Here is a 20,006-nt window from a genome sequence, read left to right on the forward strand (position 1 = left end):
CCCGGGCGGGGGGGGGCCCCACGCCCCCCCCCCGCCCCCCCCCCCCCCGGCCGGTCAGCGTCTACCGGGGCTCAGCGCCGGGCGATCAGCGCTTGAGGTTGACCAGGTCCTCCAGGACCGAATCGGAGGTCGTGATCACGCGCGAGCTGGCCTGGAAGCCACGCTGGGCGAGGATCAGGTTGGTGAACTCGGCGGCCAGGTCGACGTTGGACATCTCCAGGGCGCCGGCCATGATGTCGCCGCGTCCGGCAGCGCCCGGCGCGCCGAGCTCCGCGGCGCCGGAGTTGGCCGACTGGCGGAAGGACGTCTCGCCGACCTTCTCCAGGCCCATCGGGTTGGTGAACGTCGCGACCGCCAGCTGGCCGAGCGGGGTGCCCACGCCGTTGACGATGCCGGTCAGCGTGCCGTCGCTGCCGATGCTCATCGACTCCAGCTCCTGGGCCGGGTCGATCCGGATCGGGTTGCCGTCGACCCCGATGACACGGGCGCCGGAGGAGGTGACCAGGTTGCCGTCCCGGTCGAGCGCGAAGGCGCCGGCGCGGGTGTAGAGGCGCTCGCCGCCGGACTCGACCACGAAGAACCCGTCGCCGGAGATCATCACGTCGGTGGTGCGGCCGGTCGTCTGGGCCGAGCCCTGGCCGAGGTTCGTGGCGGTGGCGGCGAGCTGGACGCCGAGGCCGACCTGGATGGGGTTGGTGCCGCCGCGCTCGGCGTTCGGGCCGGAGGCGCCGGTGAGCATCTGGCTCAGGGTGTCCTGGAAGACGGTGGTGCTCGCCTTGAAGCCGGTGGTGTTGGCGTTGGCGATGTTGTTGCCGGTGACGTCGAGCATCGTCTGGTTGACGCGGAGGCCGCTGATGCCAGCGAAGAGTGAGCGCAGCACGGTGGTGTTCCTTTCGGGGGGTGGTGCTGGGGGTGGTGCCGGGGGGTGGTGCGGGGCGAGCGGTCAGTCGGTGGGTGCAGCAGGGAGCGGTACGTCGGCGGGCACGTCGGTGAGGGCGGCGGTGGGGGCGGCGTCGCGGACCTGCTGGACGAGGGCCAGCGGGACCTCGGCGCCGTCCACGTCGAGCACCGGGCCGCCGGCCCCGAACGTCACGCCGGTGACGGTGCCGGTGGCGGTCGTGCCGTCCTCGCGCCCGTAGGTCACCGCGCGGCCGACCATGCCGCTGGCGCCGAAGGCGAGGGAGGCACCGAGCAGGAGGGCGGTCTGGTCGGCGACCTCCTGCATCTTCTCCAGCGCGGTGAACTGCGCGGTCTGGGAGAGGAACTGCGAGGAGTCCGTGGGGTTCATCGGGTCCTGGTACTTCATCTGCGCCACCATCAGCTGCAGGAACATGTCCTTGTCGGCGGTCGAGCCCGTGCTCGCCGACGGCTGCGGGGCGAAGACGGAGGTCGGGGTGACGCCCTCGGTCGGGGTGATGCTCATCGGTCTCCTCACAGGGCCAGGTCGACGCGCGAGGACGTCCACCCGGCCGGGTCGTGCGGCACGGTCCGGGGTGTCCCGGTCCGCTCGGTCGTGGTCGGTGCCGCCGGGTGGGCGGACGCGTCCTGGGGCGCCTGGCGGTCGGGGCGGTCCTCGCCGCCCGCGGCGGCCCCGCCCGTCTGCTGGCCCATCTGCTGGCCGGTCTGCTGGCCCGTCTGCTGGCCGGCCTGCTGCTCGCCGCCGCCCGCAAGGTCACGCACGGTCACCCGGACGTCGGCGGGGCCGGAGGTCTGCAGCAGGCGGAGCAGCTCCGCGGAGCCCTCGCCCAGGGCCTGCAGCGCCTCGTGGCCGGCGGCGAGGTGGACCTGCAGGCCGCCGTCGCGCACGACCAGGTGGACGCGCACCTCGCCGAGGGAGCCTGGGTCCAGGCGCAGCGTCATCCGGTGGGTCCCCTCGCCGGCGCGGGCGAGCTGCTGGACCGTGTCGGCCAGCTGGCGGCTGACCGGGGCCGGGGGTGACGCGACGCCGGTGTCGCCGGTGGCCGCGGGCGCCGCCGGGGCCTGCGGGGCCACCGCCGCGGACAGCCCCGTGGGGGCCGCGGGCGCCGAGGTGGCGGCCACCGGAGCAGCTCCCTCGCCGGCCCGGCTCGCGGGCGGGACCGCCCCGTCGCGCTCGCCGGTCGCCGGGTGCTGCGCGGGGACCTCCGCGGTGCCCGGCGCCGTGCCTTCGACGGGCCACGGCTCCTCGGCCGCCCGGGACGCGGGCGGTGCGGCCGGGACCCGGCCCGCTGCGAGCGAGGGCTCGCCGCCGGGCTCGTCCGCGGGCACCTCGGTGACGCCGCCGGCCCCGGGCACACCCGACCCAACCACGGACGCGACCATCGACGGAGCACCCAGGGGCGCCGAGGAGGGTTCGACGACCGGGGGCGGCAGGACCAGCGCGGCCTGGAGCGCGGCCAGGGCGGGGTCAACGACGGGCTCCCCGCCCTCCCCTGCTCGCTCCTCCGCCGAGCCCGCCGGGCCCGCCGAGCCCTCCTCGGCCGCGGCGGCGGGCGGAGCGCCCGGCGGCGTACCGCCGGTGGGTGACGCGTCGCCGCTCGCGACGAGCGCGGCGAGCAGGGCGGTGAACCCGCCCTCGCCCGTCCCGGCCTCGGCGCCCGTCCGACCGCCGACGGCGGGGACCACCGGCGCGGGGCCCGGGGCCGCCGGCGTCGAGCTCGGGAGCGCGGTCGTGGTGCTCACGGGGTTCCTCCCACGGTCGCCAGGACGGACCTGACGTAGTTCTGGGTCTCGGGGTAGGGCGGGATGCCGCCGTACCGCAGCACCGCCCCGGGCCCGGCGTTGTACGCCGCGAGCGCGAGGTCGGTGCGGCCGAACCGGTCGAGCAGGTCGCGCACCAGGCGGGCGGCGCCGTCGACGGCCTGGGCCGGGTCGAAGCTGTCGCTGACGCCCAGGCCGCGGGCGGTCGCCGGCATCAGCTGCATGAGGCCCTGGGCGCCGACCGGGCTCACCGCGTCGGGGCGGTAGCCGGACTCCTGCTTCGCGATCGCCGCCAGCAGCCCCGCGTCGACGCCGTACGTCGCGGCGGCGCGGTTGAACAGGTCGGCGTACGGCACGGCCGAGACCGGCGCCGAGGCCCGTCCCGAGACGGTGGGCGCCGACTCGGGGAGCACGCGACGGATGGCCGTGAGGTCCCCGCTGACCTCGGTGACCCGCACCGACAGTCCCGGCCGCGGCGCCTCGATCATCTTGCCGTCGCCGACGTAGATCGCGATGTGGCTGACCGGGGAGTTGAACGCCAGGAGGTCGCCGGGCTGGGCCTCCGCGAGCGAGGCCACCGGCCGCCCGGCCTGCGCCTGGTCGCGGGACACGCGGGGCAGGTCGATGCCGAGGTTGCGGTAGACGAGCTGCACCAGGCCGGAGCAGTCCAGGCCGTTCGCCGGGTCGGTGCCGCCCCAGACGTAGGGGACGCCGAGGTACTTCTCGGCCTCGGCCACCACGCGCGCGCCGCCCGGCGAGGCAGCCGCCGCGGGCGCGCCGGCAGGGGCGAGGGCGGTCGCGAGCGCGCCGTCCATCGCCGTGCGGAAGGAGCCGGCGGCGAGCGCCGAGCCCGGCGCGCGAGGGGCGCCGAGCTGGGACAGGACGCCCTGGATCTCCGCCACGCGGCTCGTGACCGCGGTGACGCTCATCGCTCCTCCTCGGTCCGTCGCGTGGCGACCGCGCGGCGCAGCCACTGGCGACCGGCGGCGTCGTCGAGCTCCTTGGCCTCCTCGCGAAGGGCCTCGGCCCGGCGCGCGTCGGCCCGGCCCTCGAGCAGGCCCTCGACCGCGGAGAGCCGGGTGTGGTCGACCTGCCAGTGCGCGTCGGCTGCGGCGCGGACGACCTCGGCGGAGTCGAGCCGCCCGCGGGCGCCGCCGACGGCCGCGCCGAGGGACTGCAGGCTCGCGCGCCGGGCGACGTACGTCGCGGCGTCGGCGGCCGCGGGGTCCTCGGCCCGCGCCGCGAGCTCGGCCTGCAGAGTGGCGAGCGCGGCGGCGTGCTCCCGCTGCTCCTGCGCGGCTCGCTGGAGGCCCAGCCGGCTGTCGCGCTCCCGGACCTCGCGGACCCGCGCGACCGCGCGCAGGCCCCGGTCGCGGCTGCTCACGGCGCCACCAGGTCGTGGAGGGCCCGCCGGGTGTTCTCGAGCGGGGTGCTCTCCGACATGGACTGGCGCAGGAACGTGTCGATCCGGCCGGACCGGGCGATGGCGGCGTCGGCGTCGGGGTCGGTGCCGGCGACGTAGGCACCGATCTCGACCAGCTCCTTGACGTCGCGGTGGGCGGCGAGCATGCGGCGCAGTCGGGTCGCGTCGGCCTGGTGGTCGGCCGAGGTCACCGCGGAGGTGACGCGGGAGATCGACTCGAGCACGTCGATGCTCGGGAAGTGCCCGGAGGTGGCGAGCCGCCGGGAGAGCACGACGTGGCCGTCGAGGATCGACCGGGCCGTGTCGCCGACGGGGTCCTGGAGGTCGTCGCCCTCGACGAGGACGGTGTAGAGACCGGTGATCGAGCCGGACGGCGAGGTGCCGGCGCGCTCGAGCAGCCGCGGCAGCAGCCCGAAGACGCTGGGCGGGTAGCCGCGGGTCGCCGGGGGCTCCCCCGCCGACAGGCCGATCTCGCGCTGGGCCATCGCCACGCGGGTGAGGCTGTCCATCATCAGCACCACGTGGCGGCCGGCGTCGCGGAACCACTCCGCGATCCGGGTCGCGACGAACGCCGCGCGCAGCCGCTCGACCGGCGGGGCGTCGGAGGTCGAGACGACCACGACGGAGCGGGCCAGGCCCTCGGGACCGAGGTCGTTCTCGAGGAACTCCCGCACCTCGCGGCCACGCTCGCCGACGAGCGCGATCACCGAGACCTCCGCGTCCGTGCCGCGGGCGATCATCGAGAGCAGGCTGGACTTGCCGACGCCGGAGCCGGCCATGATGCCGAGCCGCTGGCCACGGCCGCAGGGCACGAGCGCGTCGAGCGCGCGCACCCCGAGCCGCAGCTGCTGGTCGATCCGGGGTCGCGAGAGCGCGTCGGGTGCGTCCTGGTCGACGGTCACCTCGGGCAGGCCCCGGAGGTCGGGGCCACCGTCGATCGGGCGGCCGAGGCCGTCCAGGACGCGGCCGGTCAGCTGCTCCCCCACCCGGATCCGCAGCGGGCCGCCGGTGTGCCGGACGACCGCACCGACGCCGAGGCCGCGCGTGTCGCCGAGGGGCAGGCAGGTGAGCCCGTCGGTGCTGCTCGCCCCGACCTCGGCCAGCAGGGGCTGCGGGCCGAGCACTTCGACGAGGTCGCCGACCGCTGCCCGCAGGCCGGTCACGCGCAGGTGCAGGCCGAGCATCTCGTCGACCCGGCCGAGCACCTCGGGCCGGGTGGCCGCGAGCGCCGGCTCGCGCAGCCCGGCCAGGGCCGCGGCCGTCACGACAGCACCTCGCGGACCCGCTCGAGGCGTCGGCGCACCCGCAGGTCGACCACGCTCGCGTCGACCTCCACCATCGCGTCGTCCGGCTCGAGGGTCGGGTCCTCGACGACGTGGACGCCCGCGGCGGCGAGCTCGGCGGTCGCCGCGGGGTCGAGCAGGCCGGGGTGGAGCCGGGCGACGACGGGGCGGTCGTCCGGGCGCTCGGCCAGCACGCGTCGTACGACGTCGTCGGCCCGGTCCGGGGAGGACCGCAGCTCGTGGCCGACGAGGGCCTCGGTCAGCTCGCGGGCCAGGTCGACGGCCTGCGCGTGCACGAGCTCCTCGACCACCGCCGCGCGAGCGGCGAGCTCGGCGGCGGCGCGGCGCAGGCCGGCGAGCACCTGCTGGTGCTCGGCCTCGCGCCGCTGGTCCTCCGCGGCCCGGTCGGCCTCGCGGCGCGATGCCGCCTCCCGGGCCACCTCCGCGGCCTCGCGACGTCCCTCGGCCCAGCCGACGGCGTACCCCTGGGACTGCGCGGCGCGGCGGGCCGTCTCGGCCAGCCCGCTGAGCGTCTCCTCCGTGACCCGGTCACCGAGCACCGACCCGGCACCGAACCGGGTCCAGGCGCCGGTGCGCAGCTCGGGGGTGCTGGCGGCGCGGACGGCCGAGGCCTCCGCCCCGCGCAGCACCGGGGCCTCACTCGACGAACTCATCGTCGCCCCCTCGCCGGACCATGATCTGGCCCTGCTCCTCGAGGTCGCGGATGGTGCGGATGACGGCCTGCTGGGCCTCCTCGACCTGGGCGAGGCGGACCGCGCCGAGCAGCTCGATGTCCTCGACGAGGGTCGCGGACGCCCGCTCGGACATGTTGCTGGTGATCTTGTCCCGCACCGCCGGCGCGACGCCCTTGAGCGCCAGCGCCAGCTGCGAGCCGTCGACCTGCCGCAGGACCTGCTGCACGGAGCGGTCGTCGAGCGTCACGACGTCCTCGAACATGAACATCCGGCTGCGCACCTCGTCGGCCAGCTCGGCGTCGAGCGCCTCCAGGCCCTCGACGATCTGCCGCTCGGTGGCCCGGTCGGAGCGGTTGATGATGTTGACCAGCGGGTCCACGCCACCGACCCGCGAGACGGTGGTCGGCTGCAGCATCGAGGAGAGCTTGCGCTCCAGGGTCGCCTCGACGGCCTGGACGATCTCGGGCGAGGTGCGGTCCATGACCGCGATCCGGTGGGCCACGTCGGCCTGCTTGTCCGGCTCGAGGCTCGCCAGCAGCATCGAGGCCTTGTCGGCCGTCAGGTGGGCGAGCACGAGCGCGATCACCTGCGGGTGCTCGTCGATGATGAACGAGCGCAGCTGGGCGGGGTCGGCGGCGTGGAGGAACTGGAAGGGCATCTGCACGGCGGCGGCGTTGAGCCGCTCCATGATCTCCGCCGCGCGCTCGGCGCCGAGCGACTCCTCCAGCAGCTTCTGGGCGTACCCCAGGCCGCCCTGGGCGACGTGGGCCCGCGCCGTCATCAGGTCGCGGAACTCCTCCATGACCGCCTCGCCCTCGGCGCTGCTGATCGAGTCCAGGCGGGCGATCTCGACCGAGATCGCCTCCACCTCGGGCTCGCTGAGCTGGGCGAGGACCTGCGCGGCCTTCTCCTTGCCGACCTGGATCAGCAGGACGGCCGCCTTGCGGGCGCCGAGCCCGTTCAACGTCGTGGTCATCAGGGACGCTCCGAGAGCCAGCCGCGCAGCAGCGCGGCGACGTCGTCGGGCTGGCGCTCGATGAGCTCGGTCAGCTCGTCGCGCAGGTCGTCGGCGCGGCTGGCCTCGGACTCCTCGAGGGCGAGCAGGGCCGGCGACGGCTCGAGCGCCGCCTGGGCCTGTCGGCGCTCGCGCAGCTGCTCGACGATGTACGTCGTCTCCTCCTCGCGCTGGCGGGCGCGTCGGCGGCTGCGGAAGGCGAGGAACACCAGGGCGCCGATGACCAGCAGGCCGATCGCGGCGTTGCGGATCAGCGCGTTGCGGCGGGCGGCGGCCTCCTCGGCCTCCGCCTCCTCCAACGCGGCCGCGGCCGCCTCCTCGGCGCTGCGGTCGAAGGGCAGGAACGCCACCGAGATGGTGTCGCCCCGCTTGCGGCTGATGCCCGCCGTGCCCATCACCAGGTCGCGGACGTCGGTCTCGTTGGCCTGCTGGGCCGTCATCGGGTCGACCACGACACCGATGCTCAGCCGCTCGATCGCCCCGGGCGTGGACTCCCGGCGCTCGCTGCGCGAGCCCACCGCGTTGTCGAGGGTGGTCTCGTTCTTGCGGTAGCTGCCGCTGCCGTCGCCGCCGGCACCCGCCGCGGGGTCCATCTGCCCGTCCGGGCCGACGACGCCGGTCACGCCGTCGGCCGCCGCCCCGTCGTAGCTCTCGGTGCTCCGGCTGGAGGACAACGGCAGGGCGTCGGCCTCGGAGTCGTACTGCACGACCTCGCTGACCGACTTGTCGAAGTCCAGCTCGGCGCTGACCTGGACGGTGGAGTTGCCCACGCCGACGACCCGGTCGAGCATCGACTGGAGCCGGGCGCGGTACTCCTCCTGGACGTCGGAGACCATCTGCGCCCGCGCCGTCCCGTCCGCGCCGGCGACGCCGCCGGGCGTGGAGAGCACCTTGCCGGTGGCGTCGGCGACGGTCACCTGCTCGGGCTCGAGGCCGTCGATGCTGGAGGCGACGAGGTTGACGACCGCCTGCACCTGGCCCGGGTCGAGCGTCGAGCCGGTGCGGGTGCCGACGAGGACCGACGCCGTGGTGGGCGCCTGCTCCTCCTCGAAGACCTGCTTCTCGGGGATCGCGAGGTGGACGAGGGCCGTCTCGACCCCGTCGATGGACTCGATCGTCGCGGAGAGCTCGCCCTCCATGGCCCGCTTGTAGTCGGTGCGCTCCTTGAAGTCCGAGGTGGTCAGGCCCTGGTCGTCGAGCAGCGAGTAGCCGCCCTCCGAGCCGCTGGGCAGCCCCTCCCCGGACATGTCGATGCGGGTGGCGCGGACGACGTCGCGGGGCACCATGATCGTGGTGCCGTCGCCGGCGAGCTCGTACGGCGTCCCCTGCGCCTCGAGCTGCTCGACCACGGCGCTCGCGTCGGTCGAGGACAGGTCGGAGTAGAGCGGCGCCATGCTGGGCCGGGCCGCCCACTGGAAGACCAGGAACGCCCCGAGCAGCACGGCGAGCGTGCCGACCACGGCGACGACCTTCTGGCCGGTGGTGAAGGCGGCGAAGCCCTGCTGGGCGCGCTGGAGGAAGCGGGTGAGGTTCTGCTTCATCAGACCTGCATCCGCATGATCTCGGTGAACGCCTCGACCGCCTTGTTCCGCACGGCCACCGTGACCTGCGTGGTCACCGCCGCCTCGGAGGCGGCGATCGTGTAGTCGTGGATGTTCTGGAGGTCACCGGTCGCGGCCTGCACCGCGAGGTTGTCGGCGGTGCGCTGCACGCCGTCGAGCCGGTCGAGGCCGTCGACGAGGAAGCTGGAGAACGACGGCCCGTCGGCCGCGTCGGGGCCCTGGGGCCCGCGGGCGTCGACGACCGACGTGGTCGGGTCGGTGGAGCGGACCTGGGTGAGGTCGAGCGGCACGAAGCCCTCGATGCCGGCGACGCTCATCAGCGGGCCCCGATCTGCAGCGCGCTGGTGTAGGCGTCCTGGGCGTACTTCGTCGTCTGGACCGACGCCTGGTAGCCGCGCTGGGCGATGATCAGCTGCGACATCTGGCTCGCGAGGTCGGTGGCCGGCGCACGGACGTAGCCGTCCTCGTCCGCCAGCGGGTTGCCCGGGTCGTGCTCGAGCAGGCCCTCGGGATCGCCGAGCACGATGCCGCGCACGTCGACGCCGCCCGCGGGGTCCGCACCGGCGACGACCATCTGCGCCTGGAAGGCGTCCTGGTCGGTGGGGACGACCGTGTTGACGTTGGCGATGTTGTGGGCCAGCGCGTCCAGCCAGGTCTGGTGCATGCCGAGGCTGGAGCCGGCGATGTGCAGGGTGTCGTAGGCGCCCATCAGGAGGCACCCGCCGCCGTCTTGACCAGGTCGAAGCGGTCGCTCATCGCCCGCGTCATCACCTGGTACTGGTACTGGGTCTGCATGGCGGCCATCGCCTCGTGCCGCAGGTCGACGTTGTTCCCGTCGGCGCCGACCGGGGTCGCCGTCGCGGTGACGCCGAGCGCCGTCCCGCGCTCCAGGGAGCCCGCGTCGCCGGAGAGCACCGACGCACGCAGCGCGGTCTCGAAGTCGACGGTGCTGGCCCGGAAGCCGGGGGTGTCGACGTTCGCGATGTTGTCAGCGATCACGTCGCGCCGCAGCGACAGTCCGTCCAGGGTGGTGCCGAGCACGGTCGAGACCGCGTCGTGGCCGACGGGCGAAAGAGGCACGGCCGTCCTTCCTCAGGTGTGCCAGTGCCAATCCGTCGGCGTGGGGGGATGAGCGATCCGTGCTCGCCCTCCCCATCGGCCGCCGCAGGCGCGACCTGAGGAGAAGTCGAGGACGCGCGTGTGACGCGGGCCTCGGGGCCGTCCGCGGCTGGGGCTGCGGCTCGGGCTGCCGCTCAGGTGAGGACGACCGAGAGCCGGCCGCTGCCGTAGCCCGCCACGTCGACCGCGAGGTCCTCGCGGCGGCCCAGGGTGAGCGTGCGCCCGTGCACCTCGCCGGGGAGCGGCAGGCCGGCCGGGTGCAGCGCGTGCAGCTTCAGGTGCGGCGCGTCCGGCACGTTGAACATCGACGCCGCGACGTTGAGCACCTCGTGGAGGTTCTCCGCGAGCGTCTCGTCGAGACCGCCGGCCTCCAGCGAGGCCTCCGTGGCCGGCGGCGGCAGCAGGGCGATCGCGGCCGCGGCGTACGCCGAGAGCGGCAGGTCGCAGACGACGACGGCGCGGACGACCAGCCGCGCGTCGACGTACACCCCCACGCTCGCGGGACGCTTGCGGCTGACGACCAGGGGCGGCGCGGTGCGCAGCTGCACCTCGCGGCCGAGCAGCCCGCTCAGCAGGTCGCGGACCTCCTTGGGCCCGGGCAGGTGCGTCTCGACCGTCCCGAGGGTCACGAGGCGACCAACCCGACCCCGGAGAGCGCCTCGTCGAAGGCCTCGGGCGTGAAGGGCTTGGCGATGAGGAACGCCGCGCCCGCCTGCTGGGCGCGGGCGCGCATCTCCTCAGAGCCCTCGGAGGTGACGAATCCGAACGGCACGGCGCTGCCGGCGCCGCGGAGTGTGAGCAGGGCGTCGATTCCGGTCATCTCCGGCATGTTCCAGTCCGAGAGCACGAGGTCGGGCGCCTCCGTCTGCACCAGCTCGACGGCCTGGCGGCCGTTCTCGGCCTCGACGATGTCGTGACCGCCGTGCCCGGCCTGCCGCAGGGTGCGGATGACGATCTGACGCATCACGCGGCTGTCGTCGACGACGAGGATCTTCATGGTCACTGCTCCAGGGTGGGTCGATCAGGACGACGTGGTGGTGGTGAGGACCCGCACGCGGACCGGGGCCTCGCACCAGGTGAGGTGCAGGACGCTGGCCTCCTCCATCTCGGAGGGGACCTCGACCGCACCGCGGGAGACGACCGGCAGCGAGAGGGTGCTGGGGCCGGGCATCAGGCTCTTGACGTTGCCGCCGACGACGTTGACGAGCTCGCCGACCGCGTCGGTGCACGAGGCGGCGTCAGGCTCCTCGTCGTCGCCGAAGCCGAGCATGCCGCGGGTGACCCCGAGGACGGCGGCCTCGGCGAGGTCGACGCTGACCATGCCGCGCCACTCCCCCGTCACGGTCACCGTCGCGGACCACAGCACCGCGTCGTCGGCGGGCGGGCCGGCCGGCAGCAGCAGCTCCGGGGCGCCGACGAAGGACGCCCACATGTCGGTGACGAGGGCCTCGAGGTCGAGCGCGGACGGCGCGAGGATGCTCATGCGGGGACCTCCTGGTCCAGCAGACCGAGGAGGCCGAGCTTCTCGACGATGGCCTCCGCGGTGAACGGCTTGATGACGTACTCGTGGGCGCCCGCGGCCAGGGCGCGCACGATCTGCCCGTGCTCGCTCTCGGTGGTCACCATCATCAGCGTGACGTCGCGCCAGCGCTGCTCGGCACGGACCCGCTGGACGAAGGTGTAACCGTTCATGACCGGCATGTTCCAGTCGATGAGGCACAGGTCCGGCGCCAGGCCGCCCTCCAGCAGGTCCAGGGCCTCCTGCCCGTCGCCGGCCTCGGCCGTCGTCCACCCGAGGCCGGTCACGATCCGGCGCAGGATCGAGCGCATCGCACGGGAGTCGTCGATGATCAGCGCTTGCATGCGGTGCTCCAGTACGTCGGCGGTCGGATCAGGCGGTCAGGTCGATGTAGGCGGCGCGCGGCTCGGTCGGTGCGGAGGTCCGGCCGATGCTCTCGACGGCGGCCCGCTGGCGCAGCGTCACCGCCATCCGGTGGCGCAGCGCCTCGATCACCGCGTGCTGGCGGGTGACGAGGTCCTCGGCACGCTCGCGGAGCTCGGGTGGCAGCGGCCCGTACCTCGCCGGCACCTCCCAGGGGTCCGCCTCGACGACCCGGTCACCCAAGCCGAGCGAGCGCTCCAGGCGGACCAGGTCGAGCTCCAGCCGGTCGAGGGCGACCTCCCACGCCTCCCGGTCGACGTCGGCGGTGACAGGCAGCCCGCCGCGGTCGACCGGCTCGGGGGTCATCCGGCCGCGGCCACGGCCGGCGCGGACTGCGCCGACTGCATGGCCGCCTCGCGCCAGGTCGCGGCGAGGTCGGTGACCAGGCCCAGGCACTCCTCGGTGATCGTCGTGTCGCGGCTCGTGTTCGCCGCGACCAGCCGCCGGCGGAGGTAGTCGTAGAGCGCGGCGAGGCCCGCCGCGCCGTCCCAGACGTCGAGCCGGAGGCTCGACTGCAGCTCCAGCACGATGTCCTGGGCGTGCAGCAGCTGCCCGTTCGCCTCGTCGAGCACGCCGCGTCGCTGCGCGTCCAGGCCGCGGGTGACGTCGAGGACGAGCCGGTCGAGGAGCATGACGAGGAGCCGCGCGGGGTCCGCGGTGGACACAGAGGCGCCGAGGTAGGTGTCACGTGCGTTGAGCATGAGGGGCCTTTCGTCGGGACCGGGTCAGCTGTTCGAGGACGAGCCGAGGGCGGAGATCTGGCCGGCGAGCCAGGTGGACTGGCTGTTCATCGTGCTGAGCGCCGTCTCCAGCGCGGTGAACTGGCGGCTGAGGGCGGTGCGCCGCAGCTCCAGCCGCAGGTCCCACGCCTCGACGCTGTCGTTGAGCCGCTCGATGCCGGCCTTGCGGCCGGTGACGGCTGCGGTGAGCAGGCCGGTGTCCTTGTTGCTGGCGGCGTCGGCGGCCGCCTCGACCCGCGCCGCGAAGCCGCCGCTGATGCTCGCCGCCGTGCCGGCCGGGTCGGCGGCGTACGTCTTCTTGAAGGCATCCTCGTCCAGCTTGAACGCACCGGTGCGGTCGATCTCGATGCCGTACGCCGAGAGCGACTCGTTCCCGCTGCCGAAGATCGTGGCCCGCAGCTCGGCCTGGACCGAGCGGACCGTCGAGTCGCCGGCGAGCATCCCCTTGCCGGTGCCGGCGGTCCCCGTGCCGTACGCCGTCAGGCTGCTCATCTCGGTGAGCACGGAGTTGAGGCTGTCGACGAGGTCCTTGACCAGCTTGAGGGCGCCGGCCTCGTCGCGCGAGACCGTGACCTCGCTGGTGGTGCCGGCCGAGCCCGCGGCGACGGTGACCGTCACCCCGGGGACCAGGTCGGTGAAGGTGTTGGTGGGCGAGGTGACCGTGATCCCCGCGCCGAGGCCGAGCTCGGCGTCCTGACCGGCGCGCGCCGTGGCGCCGCCGAGCAGCGCGGAGCCGTCGGCATTCGTGAGGCCGAAGTCGGAGGCCCTGCCGGTGGTCGTCGACTCGACGAGCAGCCGGAAGCCACCCGCCGTGCTCACCAGGCTGGCGCGGACGCCGGTCTTGTTCGCGGGGTCGTTGAGCGCGTCGGCGAGGCCCTGAAGGGTCCCGTCCTTGGTATCGATCGTCGTCGTGGTGCCGTCGAGGCGGTCGAGCGTCACCTGCGTGCCGCCGGCGACGACGGCATCGGTGCGGGCGGCCGTGCTTGTGAAGCCGAGCTGGTGGCTCAGCGCGGTCTTCTCGACCTTGATGGTCAACGATCCGGGCGACGCGGTGGCACCGGCCGACACCCCGACCTTGGCGTCGGTGGACGTAGCGGCGAGGCCGCCCCAGGTGGCGAGGTCGGCCGCGGCTGCGGCCCTGGTGGCGAGCGAGGCGACCTTGGAGTTGAGCGTCTGCAGCGAATTGAGCTGGAGCTGCTCGCTCGAGGCGCGGCTCTGGAGCCGCTGCTGCGGCAGCTTCTCCAGCGCCATGAGCTGGTCGACGAGGCTGGCGGAGTCGAACCCGCCCAGCCCACTGACGCTGGCCATCTGCCTGTCCTCCGTGAGTGGTGTCGCCCGAGGTGGTGCGCGTCCCCGGGGGCGGTGGGGTGGCCACCCCGCCGGGACGCGAGCTGGAGCTCCGCCCGCGGCGAGGACGCCGCGGGCGGAGCCGGGATCAGCGGAGCAGCGAGAGCACGCCCTGCGGGGCCTGGTTGGCCTGGGCGAGCATCGCGGTGCCGGCCTGCGACAGGATCTGCGAGCGGGTGAAGCTCATCATCTCCTGCGCCATGTCGGTGTCGCGGATCCGGCTCTCGGAGGCCGAGAGGTTCTCCACGGCGACGTTGAGGTTGTTGATGGTGTGCTCGAGGCGGTTCTGCATGGCACCCAGGCCGGCGCGAGCGGTCGACACCTTGCTGATCTGTGCCTCGATGGTCTTGATCGAAGCCTGCGAGGCGTCGGCCGTGCTGAAGTCGAGGCCGGTGCCGGGGCCGGCGACGACCGCGGCGGAGACCGCGGCACCGGTGCCGGCGGCGGCGTGCGTGCCGGCGGTGTTGCCGCCGTACACAGCCGCGCCGTCCTTGGCCGTGACGACGAGCTGGTTGTCCTTGCTGACCGACGCGTTCAGGGTCTTGGAGAAGTTCGCGTCCTTGTTGAGCGCGTCCGCCAGCGCCCCGACCGTCTTGTACGTGCCCGCCGCACCGAGGTTCGCGGTCGTGACGGTCGTGTCGACGTTGCTCGTCCCGACCGTGCTGCGGGTCGTGAACGTCATCGCGCCCGTGACTGCGGTCGGCGTGACGACGTCCATCGTCGCGCCGGTCGCCGGCGCGCTGAGCGTGTCGGCGATGGACTTGACGTTCGCGCCCGAGAGGTCGACGGAGATGCGGCTGTTGGCGTCGCCGTCGGCGCCGACCTGGAAGTGCATCGTCCCGGCGGAGCCGTCGAGCAGCTCGGTGCCGTTGAAGTTGGTGGACTTGCCGATCCGGCCGAGCTCCTTGACCAGGCTGTCCGCCTCGGTCTTGATGTTCGCGCGGGCCTCGGCGTTGTTGCTGTCGTTCGAGCCCTGGACGGCCAGGTCGCGCAGGCGCTGCAGGACCGAGTGGACCTCGGTGAGGGCGCCTTCCGCGGTCTGGACGACCGAGATGCCGTCCTGGGCGTTGCGCGAGGCGACCTTGAGGCCACCGACCTGCGAGCGCAGGCCCTCGGAGATCGCGAGGCCGGCGGCGTCGTCGGCGGCGCGGTTGATGCGGAAGCCGGAGGACAGCTTCTCGAGGGACTTCGACATCTGGCCCTGGGTGACCGACAGGTTGCGGTAGGAGTTGAAGGCGTCGATGTTCTGGTTGATGCGGAGACTCATGGTGGTTCCTTCCTGGGTGAGTCGACCTGCTGGAGCCCGTCCGTGGGCTCCGTCGGACGATGGATCGGCATCCGGCGCTGCCGGATGAGCGATTCGTGGGGGGAAAGTTCGGCGACCTCCCCGCGAGTGCACGAGGACGCAGCCGGACCGCCGCCTCCATCGGCACCCGGGCACCGGACCTGAGCGGAACGCAGACGACCACGCCGCGGCCGGCACGAGGGCCGGCCGCGGCGTGCGGCGGAACGGAGGAGAAGGAGTGCTGCGTCAGGCGGAGGTGTCGAGCACCGGCATGGTCGCGCGGACGGACCGGGCGGCGGCGTGCCGCTCGGCGACGGCGGCGACGTAGGCGTCGCGGCGGCGCGCGACACACCCGTTCGGCTTCGGGTGCGGCTGGAGCCGGTCGGGGTCGAGCGCGGCGTTGAGGGCGTCGCGCAGCAGCACGAGCGCCTCGGCGCGGATCTGCGAGATCCGCGACTCGGTCACGCCGAGCTCCTCGGCGAGCTCGGCCATCGGCCGCTCGTCGAGGAAGTAGCCGGTGACCACCGCGCGCAGCCGCTCGGGCAGCTCGGTGATCGCCTCCTGGAGGTACTGCAGCCGCTCGGCGACGAGCAGCGACGCCTCGGGGCCTGGCTCGGTCGAGCCGACCGAGTCAGCCACAGAGCCGTCGGACCCGTCCGGACCGGCGTCGAGGGACAGCACGCTCGCGCGGGCGACGTCGTCGTCCGAGCGCTGTACTTCCGCCACGTCGAGGCCGAGGGCCGCAGCGACGGCCGCGTTGTCGGGGAGCCGGCCCATCGTGGCCGCCAGGCGGGTCCGCGCGTCCTCGATCTCCCGGCTGCGGCGGCGCACGGAGCGCGACGCCCAGTCGACCGAGCGCAGCTCGTCGAGGATCGCACCACGGATCCGGGAGGTGGCGTAGCTGCCGAAAGGCACGCCGCGGGCGGGGTCGAAGGACCGGGACGCCTGCACGAGCGCGGCGAGACCGGCGGAGCGCAGGTCGTCGCCGTTCACATGCGACGGGACGCGCGACAGGGTCTCGCGGACGACGTGAGCCACCAGCGGCACGTGGTCGACGGCGAGCTGGTCGGCCTCGGCGGTCGTGAGCGCGAGGGTGTGCGCGGCCGACGGTCCGAGGGGCTCGTGGACAGGGGTGGGGGGCGTGATCGGGGGGGTCACGGGGAGGATTCCCCCATACCGATCGCCCGCTCGGATGCAGTTCAGCGCGTGTTTCACATTAATGGCCGAGACGGGTGGTGCCGACGGCCCCCGAGTAGTCCGAACGGACTATCCGCGAGCGACCGGCCAGCAGTGGCACGAGGGAGGGTTTCTCCGGAAAGGGCTCAGGACCGGTTCGGCCGGGCCGATGGGTCGGCCGTCAGCGGGCAGCCGCTCCCGGCAGCGGTCGGGCGAGCTCCCGGACGAACGAGTGGGCCCGGCCGGCCGAGGGCCGACGGGCGTGAGGGGCCATGGAGAACCTGTCCGCCACCCTGTGGCACGAGCGCGAGCTGCTGGAGACCCTGCAGTACCACCTGGAGGTCGAGCAGCTGGTCCTCGCCAGCGGCCGCACGACGTGGCTCATGCGGGCCGCAAAGGACGTGGAGTCCGTGCTCGAGCAGCTGCGGACCGCTGAGGTGCTGCGCGCCACCGAGGCCGACCAGGTCGCCGAGCGGCTCGGCCTCGAGCCCGCGCCCACGCTGCACCAGCTGGTCGACGCCAGCCCCGAGCCGTGGCGCACGATCCTCGTCGAGCACCGCGACGCCCTGACCGCCATGACCCGGGAGATCACCGCCCTGGCCGACAGCAACCGCGACCTGCTCAGCGCGGGGCACCGGTCCGCGCGCGAGACGTTGCTCGCGATCGGTGGCACGACGTCGAGCTACGACGCCGACGGCACCGCGGTCACCCAGGTGGCCGGGCCGGCCCTCGTGGACAGGACTTTCTGACGTGGCCGGGACCTTCGCCTCCTTCAACACCGGGCTCTCCGCGCTCCGCTACCAGCGCATCGCGATGGACGTCGCAGCGAACAACATCGCCAACGTCACCACCGACGGCTACGTACGTCGCCGGGCCGACGCCGTCTCGACCGGCGCCAGCGTGCAGGCCGCCGTGTGGTCACGCTCCGACGACACCGCGGGCGGGGTCGCCCTGGGCAGCCTGGACCGGATGGTCGACCCGTTCCTCGACCAGCGCGCGCGACGCGAGCACGGCAAGCAGGCCTTCCTCGACACCCGCGTCGCGGTGCTCGACCGGGTCGAGAGCGGCATCGGGGAGCCGGGCGCCAACGGCGTGGCCGCGGCGCTCGACGACTTCGCCGCGGCCTGGGAGGACCTCGGCAACCATCCCGAGCGCGAGGCCTCGCGCAGCGCGGTGCTCGCCGCCGGCGCGACGCTCGCCGACGCGATCCACGTCCAGGCCGCGAACGTCACGACCGAGATCGCCGACCAGGTCGAGCACGCCGCCGACCTCGCGGCGGAGATCGGCACGACCGCGGCCGGCCTGGCGGAGGTCAACCGCAGCCTCGCCGCGGCGCAGCTGGACGGCACCGACACCAACGACCTGCTCGACCGGCGCGACCAGCTCGCGGACCGGCTCTCCACGCTGACCGGCGGCCAGGCGAAGGTCCGCCCCGACGGCGGCATGGACGTGTCGGTCGACGGGGTCCCCCTCGTCGCCGGGAGCACCGCCGGCACCGTGGCCGTCGCCGGCAGCACCGGCGGGGCGCCGCTGAGCTTCGCGATCACCCTCGGGTCCACCACGACCCCGGTCCCGACGTCGTCCTGGGGCGGCGAGCTGGGCGCTGTCGCCGAGCTGGTCACCACGACCCTGCCGCAGCACCTCGCGGGGCTGGACGCCATGGCGGTCACGCTCGCCGACGCCGTGAACACCGCCCACCGGGCCGGCCACGGCCTCGACGGCAGCACCGGCCTGGACTACTTCGCCTACGACGTCGACGCCCCCGCCTCGAGCCTCGCCGTCGCCCTCACCTCCCCCGAGCAGCTCGGGGTCGCCCGGTTGGCCGGCACCTTCGACGGCTCGAACGCCACGGCCGTCGGCCGCGAGGTGGCCGGCGCGGCCTCGGCGTACCAGCGTCTGGTCAACGGCTTCGGCAGCAGCGTCCAGTCCGCCACACGGCTGGCGAGCACCCAGCGCCTGGTCACCGCCCAGGTCGACGGCTCGCGCGAGCAGCTGACCGGCGTGAACCTGGACGAGGAGACGCTCAACCTGGTCGCCGCGCAGCGCGCCTACGAGGCGGCCGCCCGAGTGATCTCCACCGTCGACGCGGTCATCGACACCCTCATCAACCGCACGGGAGTGACCCGATGACGACGTTCCGGGTCACCCAGACCATGCTCGCGAACAGCTCGCTCCGGTCCCTGCAGGCGGGCCTCGGCCGGCTGGCGAGCGTCCAGGAGCAGCTCACCACGGGGCGGGTGCTCAACCGGCCCTCGGACTCCCCCACCGACACGACCAACGCGATGCGCATCCGCTCCTCGCTGACTCAGGCGGCGCAGCACGCGCGCAACGCCGATGATGCCGAGGGGCGGCTGGCCCTCATCGACACGACGCTGGGCAGCATGACGACCCAGGTGCGGCGTGCCCGCGAGCTGGTGCTCCAGGGCGCCAACGCCGCGAGCGGCCCGGCGGCCCGCGAGGCGCTGGCCACCGAGATCGACCAGCTGCGCGAGAGCCTGCTCTCCGCGGCCAACACCCGGTACCTCGAGCGGCCGGTCTTCGGTGGCATCACCGCCGGAGGCAAGGCCTACACGGACGGAAGCGATCCCGCCGTGCCGGCCGGCACGTGGGTGGGCACCCCCGGAGTGGTCTCGCGCCAGGTCGGCACCGACGTCACGGTCCGCGTCGACCTCGCCGGTCCCGAGGTCTTCGGGTCGGGGCAGGACTCGCTCTTCGCCACGCTGGAGGCGGCCTCGACCGCGGTCATCGGCGGCGACCCGGCCGGCATGGACGCCGCCCTGACCGAGCTCGCCGCACACCTGGACAGGATCGGTTCGTCCCAGGCGGTGATCGGCGCCCGCCAGGCCCAGGTGGACCGGGCGGTCGTCGCGACCGGGGACGCGCAGCTGGCGCTGACCACGCGGCTATCCGACGTCGAGAACGTCGACCTGCCCCGTGCCCTCGTCGACCTCAAGCTCCAGGAGGTCGCCTACCAGGCGGCCCTCGGCGCCACGGCCCGGGCGACCCAGCCCAGCCTGCTCGACTTCCTCCGCTGAGCCCGTGGGAGGCTGCTGACATGTCCGACATCCCGGTGATCGAGATGGTGCACCCCCTGCCGGGCTTCCCCGGCGAGCGCCGCTTCACCCTCGTCGAGCTCGACGAGGACGGCGTGCTGTGCGCGCTGCGCTCGCTCGAGGACCCCGACCTGCGCTTCCTCGTGGCGCCGCCGGCGCCGTTCTTCCCCGACTACGCCCCAGTCGTCGACGACGCGACCGTCGCGGACCTCGCGATCACCTCCGCCGAGGAGGTCGTGGTGCTCCTTGTGCTCACGCCGGGCGGCTCGCTGCAGGAGACCACCGCCAACCTGCGCGCACCGCTGGTGCTCAACACCAGCACGCGTCGCGCCTGCCAGGTGATCCTCGACGACGCCGCCCTGTCCGTGACCACCCCGCTCGTCGCGTAGCCTGCTGCCGTGCTGGTTCTGAGCCGTCGGGTCGGCGAGAGCGTCGTCATCGGCGACTCCGTGACCGTCACCGTCCTCGACGTCCGAGGTGACGTCGTCCGGATCGGCATCGACGCGCCCCGCTCGGTGTCGGTCAACCGTGCCGAGCTGCTCGCGGAGCTCGAGTCGAGCAACAAGGCCGCCGCCTCGCCCGCCGACGAGACCGTCTCGGCGCTCGCCGAGCAGCTGCGCGGGCGGCGCTGACCCCGCTCCGCTGGTTGCGCAGCGGAGCCGCCCCGCTGGTTGAGCAGCGAAGGCC

At 74.1% G+C, this 20,006-nt stretch carries 26 protein-coding genes; 5 read left to right on the forward strand and 21 right to left on the reverse strand.

Annotated elements, in window-relative coordinates; translation table 11 throughout:
- Nucleotides 1-85: 85 nt before the first annotated feature.
- The 21 genes from QWY28_RS11390 to QWY28_RS11490 all read right to left on the reverse strand — a co-directional run bounded on the left by QWY28_RS11390 (nt 86) and on the right by QWY28_RS11490 (nt 16,248).
- Nucleotides 86-880, reverse strand: coding sequence for a flagellar hook-basal body complex protein (locus QWY28_RS11390; RefSeq protein ID WP_300952671.1), 795 nt, complete (start codon nt 878-880; stop codon nt 86-88).
- A gap of 63 nt (nt 881-943) precedes the next feature.
- Nucleotides 944-1,423, reverse strand: coding sequence for a flagellar hook assembly protein FlgD (locus QWY28_RS11395; RefSeq protein ID WP_300952672.1), 480 nt, complete (start codon nt 1,421-1,423; stop codon nt 944-946).
- Between the two features lie 8 nt (nt 1,424-1,431).
- Nucleotides 1,432-2,661, reverse strand: a complete 1,230-nt coding sequence (locus tag QWY28_RS11400; RefSeq protein WP_300952673.1) for a flagellar hook-length control protein FliK — start codon at nt 2,659-2,661, stop codon at nt 1,432-1,434.
- Complete coding sequence (locus tag QWY28_RS11405) at nt 2,658-3,608, reverse strand: transglycosylase SLT domain-containing protein (protein ID WP_300952674.1); 951 nt, start codon at nt 3,606-3,608, stop codon at nt 2,658-2,660. Before QWY28_RS11405 ends, QWY28_RS11400 begins: the two co-directional genes overlap by 4 nt.
- Nucleotides 3,605-4,063, reverse strand: a complete 459-nt coding sequence (locus QWY28_RS11410; RefSeq protein WP_300952675.1) for a flagellar FliJ family protein — start codon at nt 4,061-4,063, stop codon at nt 3,605-3,607. Before QWY28_RS11410 ends, QWY28_RS11405 begins: the two co-directional genes overlap by 4 nt.
- Entirely contained in the window at nt 4,060-5,367 is a 1,308-nt protein-coding gene (locus tag QWY28_RS11415) for a FliI/YscN family ATPase (protein ID WP_300952676.1), read from the reverse strand. Before QWY28_RS11415 ends, QWY28_RS11410 begins: the two co-directional genes overlap by 4 nt.
- Nucleotides 5,364-6,059, reverse strand: coding sequence for a FliH/SctL family protein (locus QWY28_RS11420; RefSeq protein ID WP_300952677.1), 696 nt, complete (start codon nt 6,057-6,059; stop codon nt 5,364-5,366). Before QWY28_RS11420 ends, QWY28_RS11415 begins: the two co-directional genes overlap by 4 nt.
- Complete coding sequence (gene fliG / locus QWY28_RS11425) at nt 6,043-7,056, reverse strand: flagellar motor switch protein FliG (protein ID WP_300952678.1); 1,014 nt, start codon at nt 7,054-7,056, stop codon at nt 6,043-6,045. The genes QWY28_RS11420 and fliG overlap by 17 nt, the downstream gene beginning before the upstream one ends.
- A complete protein-coding gene (gene fliF / locus QWY28_RS11430) occupies nt 7,056-8,636 on the reverse strand; it encodes a flagellar basal-body MS-ring/collar protein FliF (RefSeq protein ID WP_300952679.1) in 1,581 nt (526 codons plus the stop codon). Before fliF ends, fliG begins: the two co-directional genes overlap by 1 nt.
- Nucleotides 8,636-8,974, reverse strand: a complete 339-nt coding sequence (fliE, locus tag QWY28_RS11435; protein WP_300952680.1) for a flagellar hook-basal body complex protein FliE — start codon at nt 8,972-8,974, stop codon at nt 8,636-8,638. Before fliE ends, fliF begins: the two co-directional genes overlap by 1 nt.
- Nucleotides 8,974-9,366, reverse strand: coding sequence for a flagellar basal body rod protein FlgC (locus QWY28_RS11440; RefSeq protein WP_300952681.1), 393 nt, complete (start codon nt 9,364-9,366; stop codon nt 8,974-8,976). Before QWY28_RS11440 ends, fliE begins: the two co-directional genes overlap by 1 nt.
- Entirely contained in the window at nt 9,366-9,737 is a 372-nt protein-coding gene (flgB, locus tag QWY28_RS11445; protein ID WP_300952682.1) for a flagellar basal body rod protein FlgB, read from the reverse strand. Before flgB ends, QWY28_RS11440 begins: the two co-directional genes overlap by 1 nt.
- Before the next feature lie 173 nt (nt 9,738-9,910).
- The gene (locus tag QWY28_RS11450) at nt 9,911-10,405 is read right to left on the reverse strand and encodes a hypothetical protein (RefSeq protein ID WP_300952683.1); all 495 of its coding nucleotides are present in this window, start codon (nt 10,403-10,405) and stop codon (nt 9,911-9,913) included.
- Entirely contained in the window at nt 10,402-10,773 is a 372-nt protein-coding gene (locus tag QWY28_RS11455; protein ID WP_300952983.1) for a response regulator, read from the reverse strand. The genes QWY28_RS11450 and QWY28_RS11455 overlap by 4 nt, the downstream gene beginning before the upstream one ends.
- A gap of 24 nt (nt 10,774-10,797) precedes the next feature.
- Nucleotides 10,798-11,259 carry a chemotaxis protein CheX gene (locus QWY28_RS11460; protein WP_300952684.1) on the reverse strand — a complete coding sequence of 154 codons (462 nt, stop codon included), beginning with the start codon at nt 11,257-11,259 and terminating at the stop codon, nt 10,798-10,800.
- Nucleotides 11,256-11,639 (reverse strand): response regulator, encoded by a 384-nt coding sequence (locus tag QWY28_RS11465; protein ID WP_300952685.1) that lies wholly within the window; start codon nt 11,637-11,639, stop codon nt 11,256-11,258. The genes QWY28_RS11460 and QWY28_RS11465 overlap by 4 nt, the downstream gene beginning before the upstream one ends.
- A gap of 28 nt (nt 11,640-11,667) precedes the next feature.
- A complete protein-coding gene (locus QWY28_RS11470; RefSeq protein ID WP_300952686.1) occupies nt 11,668-12,024 on the reverse strand; it encodes a hypothetical protein in 357 nt (118 codons plus the stop codon).
- Nucleotides 12,021-12,419 carry a flagellar export chaperone FliS gene (gene fliS, locus QWY28_RS11475; RefSeq protein WP_300952687.1) on the reverse strand — a complete coding sequence of 133 codons (399 nt, stop codon included), beginning with the start codon at nt 12,417-12,419 and terminating at the stop codon, nt 12,021-12,023. The genes QWY28_RS11470 and fliS overlap by 4 nt, the downstream gene beginning before the upstream one ends.
- A 24-nt stretch (nt 12,420-12,443) precedes the next feature.
- A complete protein-coding gene (gene fliD / locus QWY28_RS11480) occupies nt 12,444-13,766 on the reverse strand; it encodes a flagellar filament capping protein FliD (protein WP_300952688.1) in 1,323 nt (440 codons plus the stop codon).
- Between the two features lie 127 nt (nt 13,767-13,893).
- A complete protein-coding gene (locus QWY28_RS11485; RefSeq protein WP_300952689.1) occupies nt 13,894-15,072 on the reverse strand; it encodes a flagellin N-terminal helical domain-containing protein in 1,179 nt (392 codons plus the stop codon).
- A gap of 264 nt (nt 15,073-15,336) precedes the next feature.
- Entirely contained in the window at nt 15,337-16,248 is a 912-nt protein-coding gene (locus QWY28_RS11490) for a sigma-70 family RNA polymerase sigma factor (protein WP_300952690.1), read from the reverse strand.
- Nucleotides 16,249-16,538: 290 nt separating this feature from the next.
- Between QWY28_RS11490 and QWY28_RS11495 the strand changes: the two genes are divergently transcribed.
- From QWY28_RS11495 to csrA, 5 genes are read left to right on the forward strand one after another with little or no spacing between them, the layout of a single operon-like run.
- Nucleotides 16,539-17,015 (forward strand): flagellar protein FlgN, encoded by a 477-nt coding sequence (locus tag QWY28_RS11495; RefSeq protein WP_300952691.1) that lies wholly within the window; start codon nt 16,539-16,541, stop codon nt 17,013-17,015.
- Nucleotide 17,016: 1 nt separating this feature from the next.
- Nucleotides 17,017-18,396 carry a flagellar hook-associated protein FlgK gene (gene flgK, locus QWY28_RS11500; protein ID WP_300952692.1) on the forward strand — a complete coding sequence of 460 codons (1,380 nt, stop codon included), beginning with the start codon at nt 17,017-17,019 and terminating at the stop codon, nt 18,394-18,396.
- On the forward strand, nt 18,393-19,301 hold the full coding sequence (flgL, locus tag QWY28_RS11505) for a flagellar hook-associated protein FlgL (protein WP_300952693.1): 909 nt from the start codon (nt 18,393-18,395) through the stop codon (nt 19,299-19,301). The genes flgK and flgL overlap by 4 nt, the downstream gene beginning before the upstream one ends.
- Before the next feature lie 20 nt (nt 19,302-19,321).
- Nucleotides 19,322-19,708, forward strand: a complete 387-nt coding sequence (fliW, locus tag QWY28_RS11510) for a flagellar assembly protein FliW (RefSeq protein ID WP_300952694.1) — start codon at nt 19,322-19,324, stop codon at nt 19,706-19,708.
- Nucleotides 19,709-19,717: 9 nt separating this feature from the next.
- Nucleotides 19,718-19,951 carry a carbon storage regulator CsrA gene (csrA, locus tag QWY28_RS11515; RefSeq protein WP_300952695.1) on the forward strand — a complete coding sequence of 78 codons (234 nt, stop codon included), beginning with the start codon at nt 19,718-19,720 and terminating at the stop codon, nt 19,949-19,951.
- Nucleotides 19,952-20,006: the final 55 nt, after the last annotated feature.

The sequence above is a fragment of the Nocardioides oceani genome (genome assembly GCF_030412965.1).
GTDB classification, from domain to species: Bacteria; Actinomycetota; Actinomycetes; order Propionibacteriales; family Nocardioidaceae; genus Nocardioides; species Nocardioides oceani.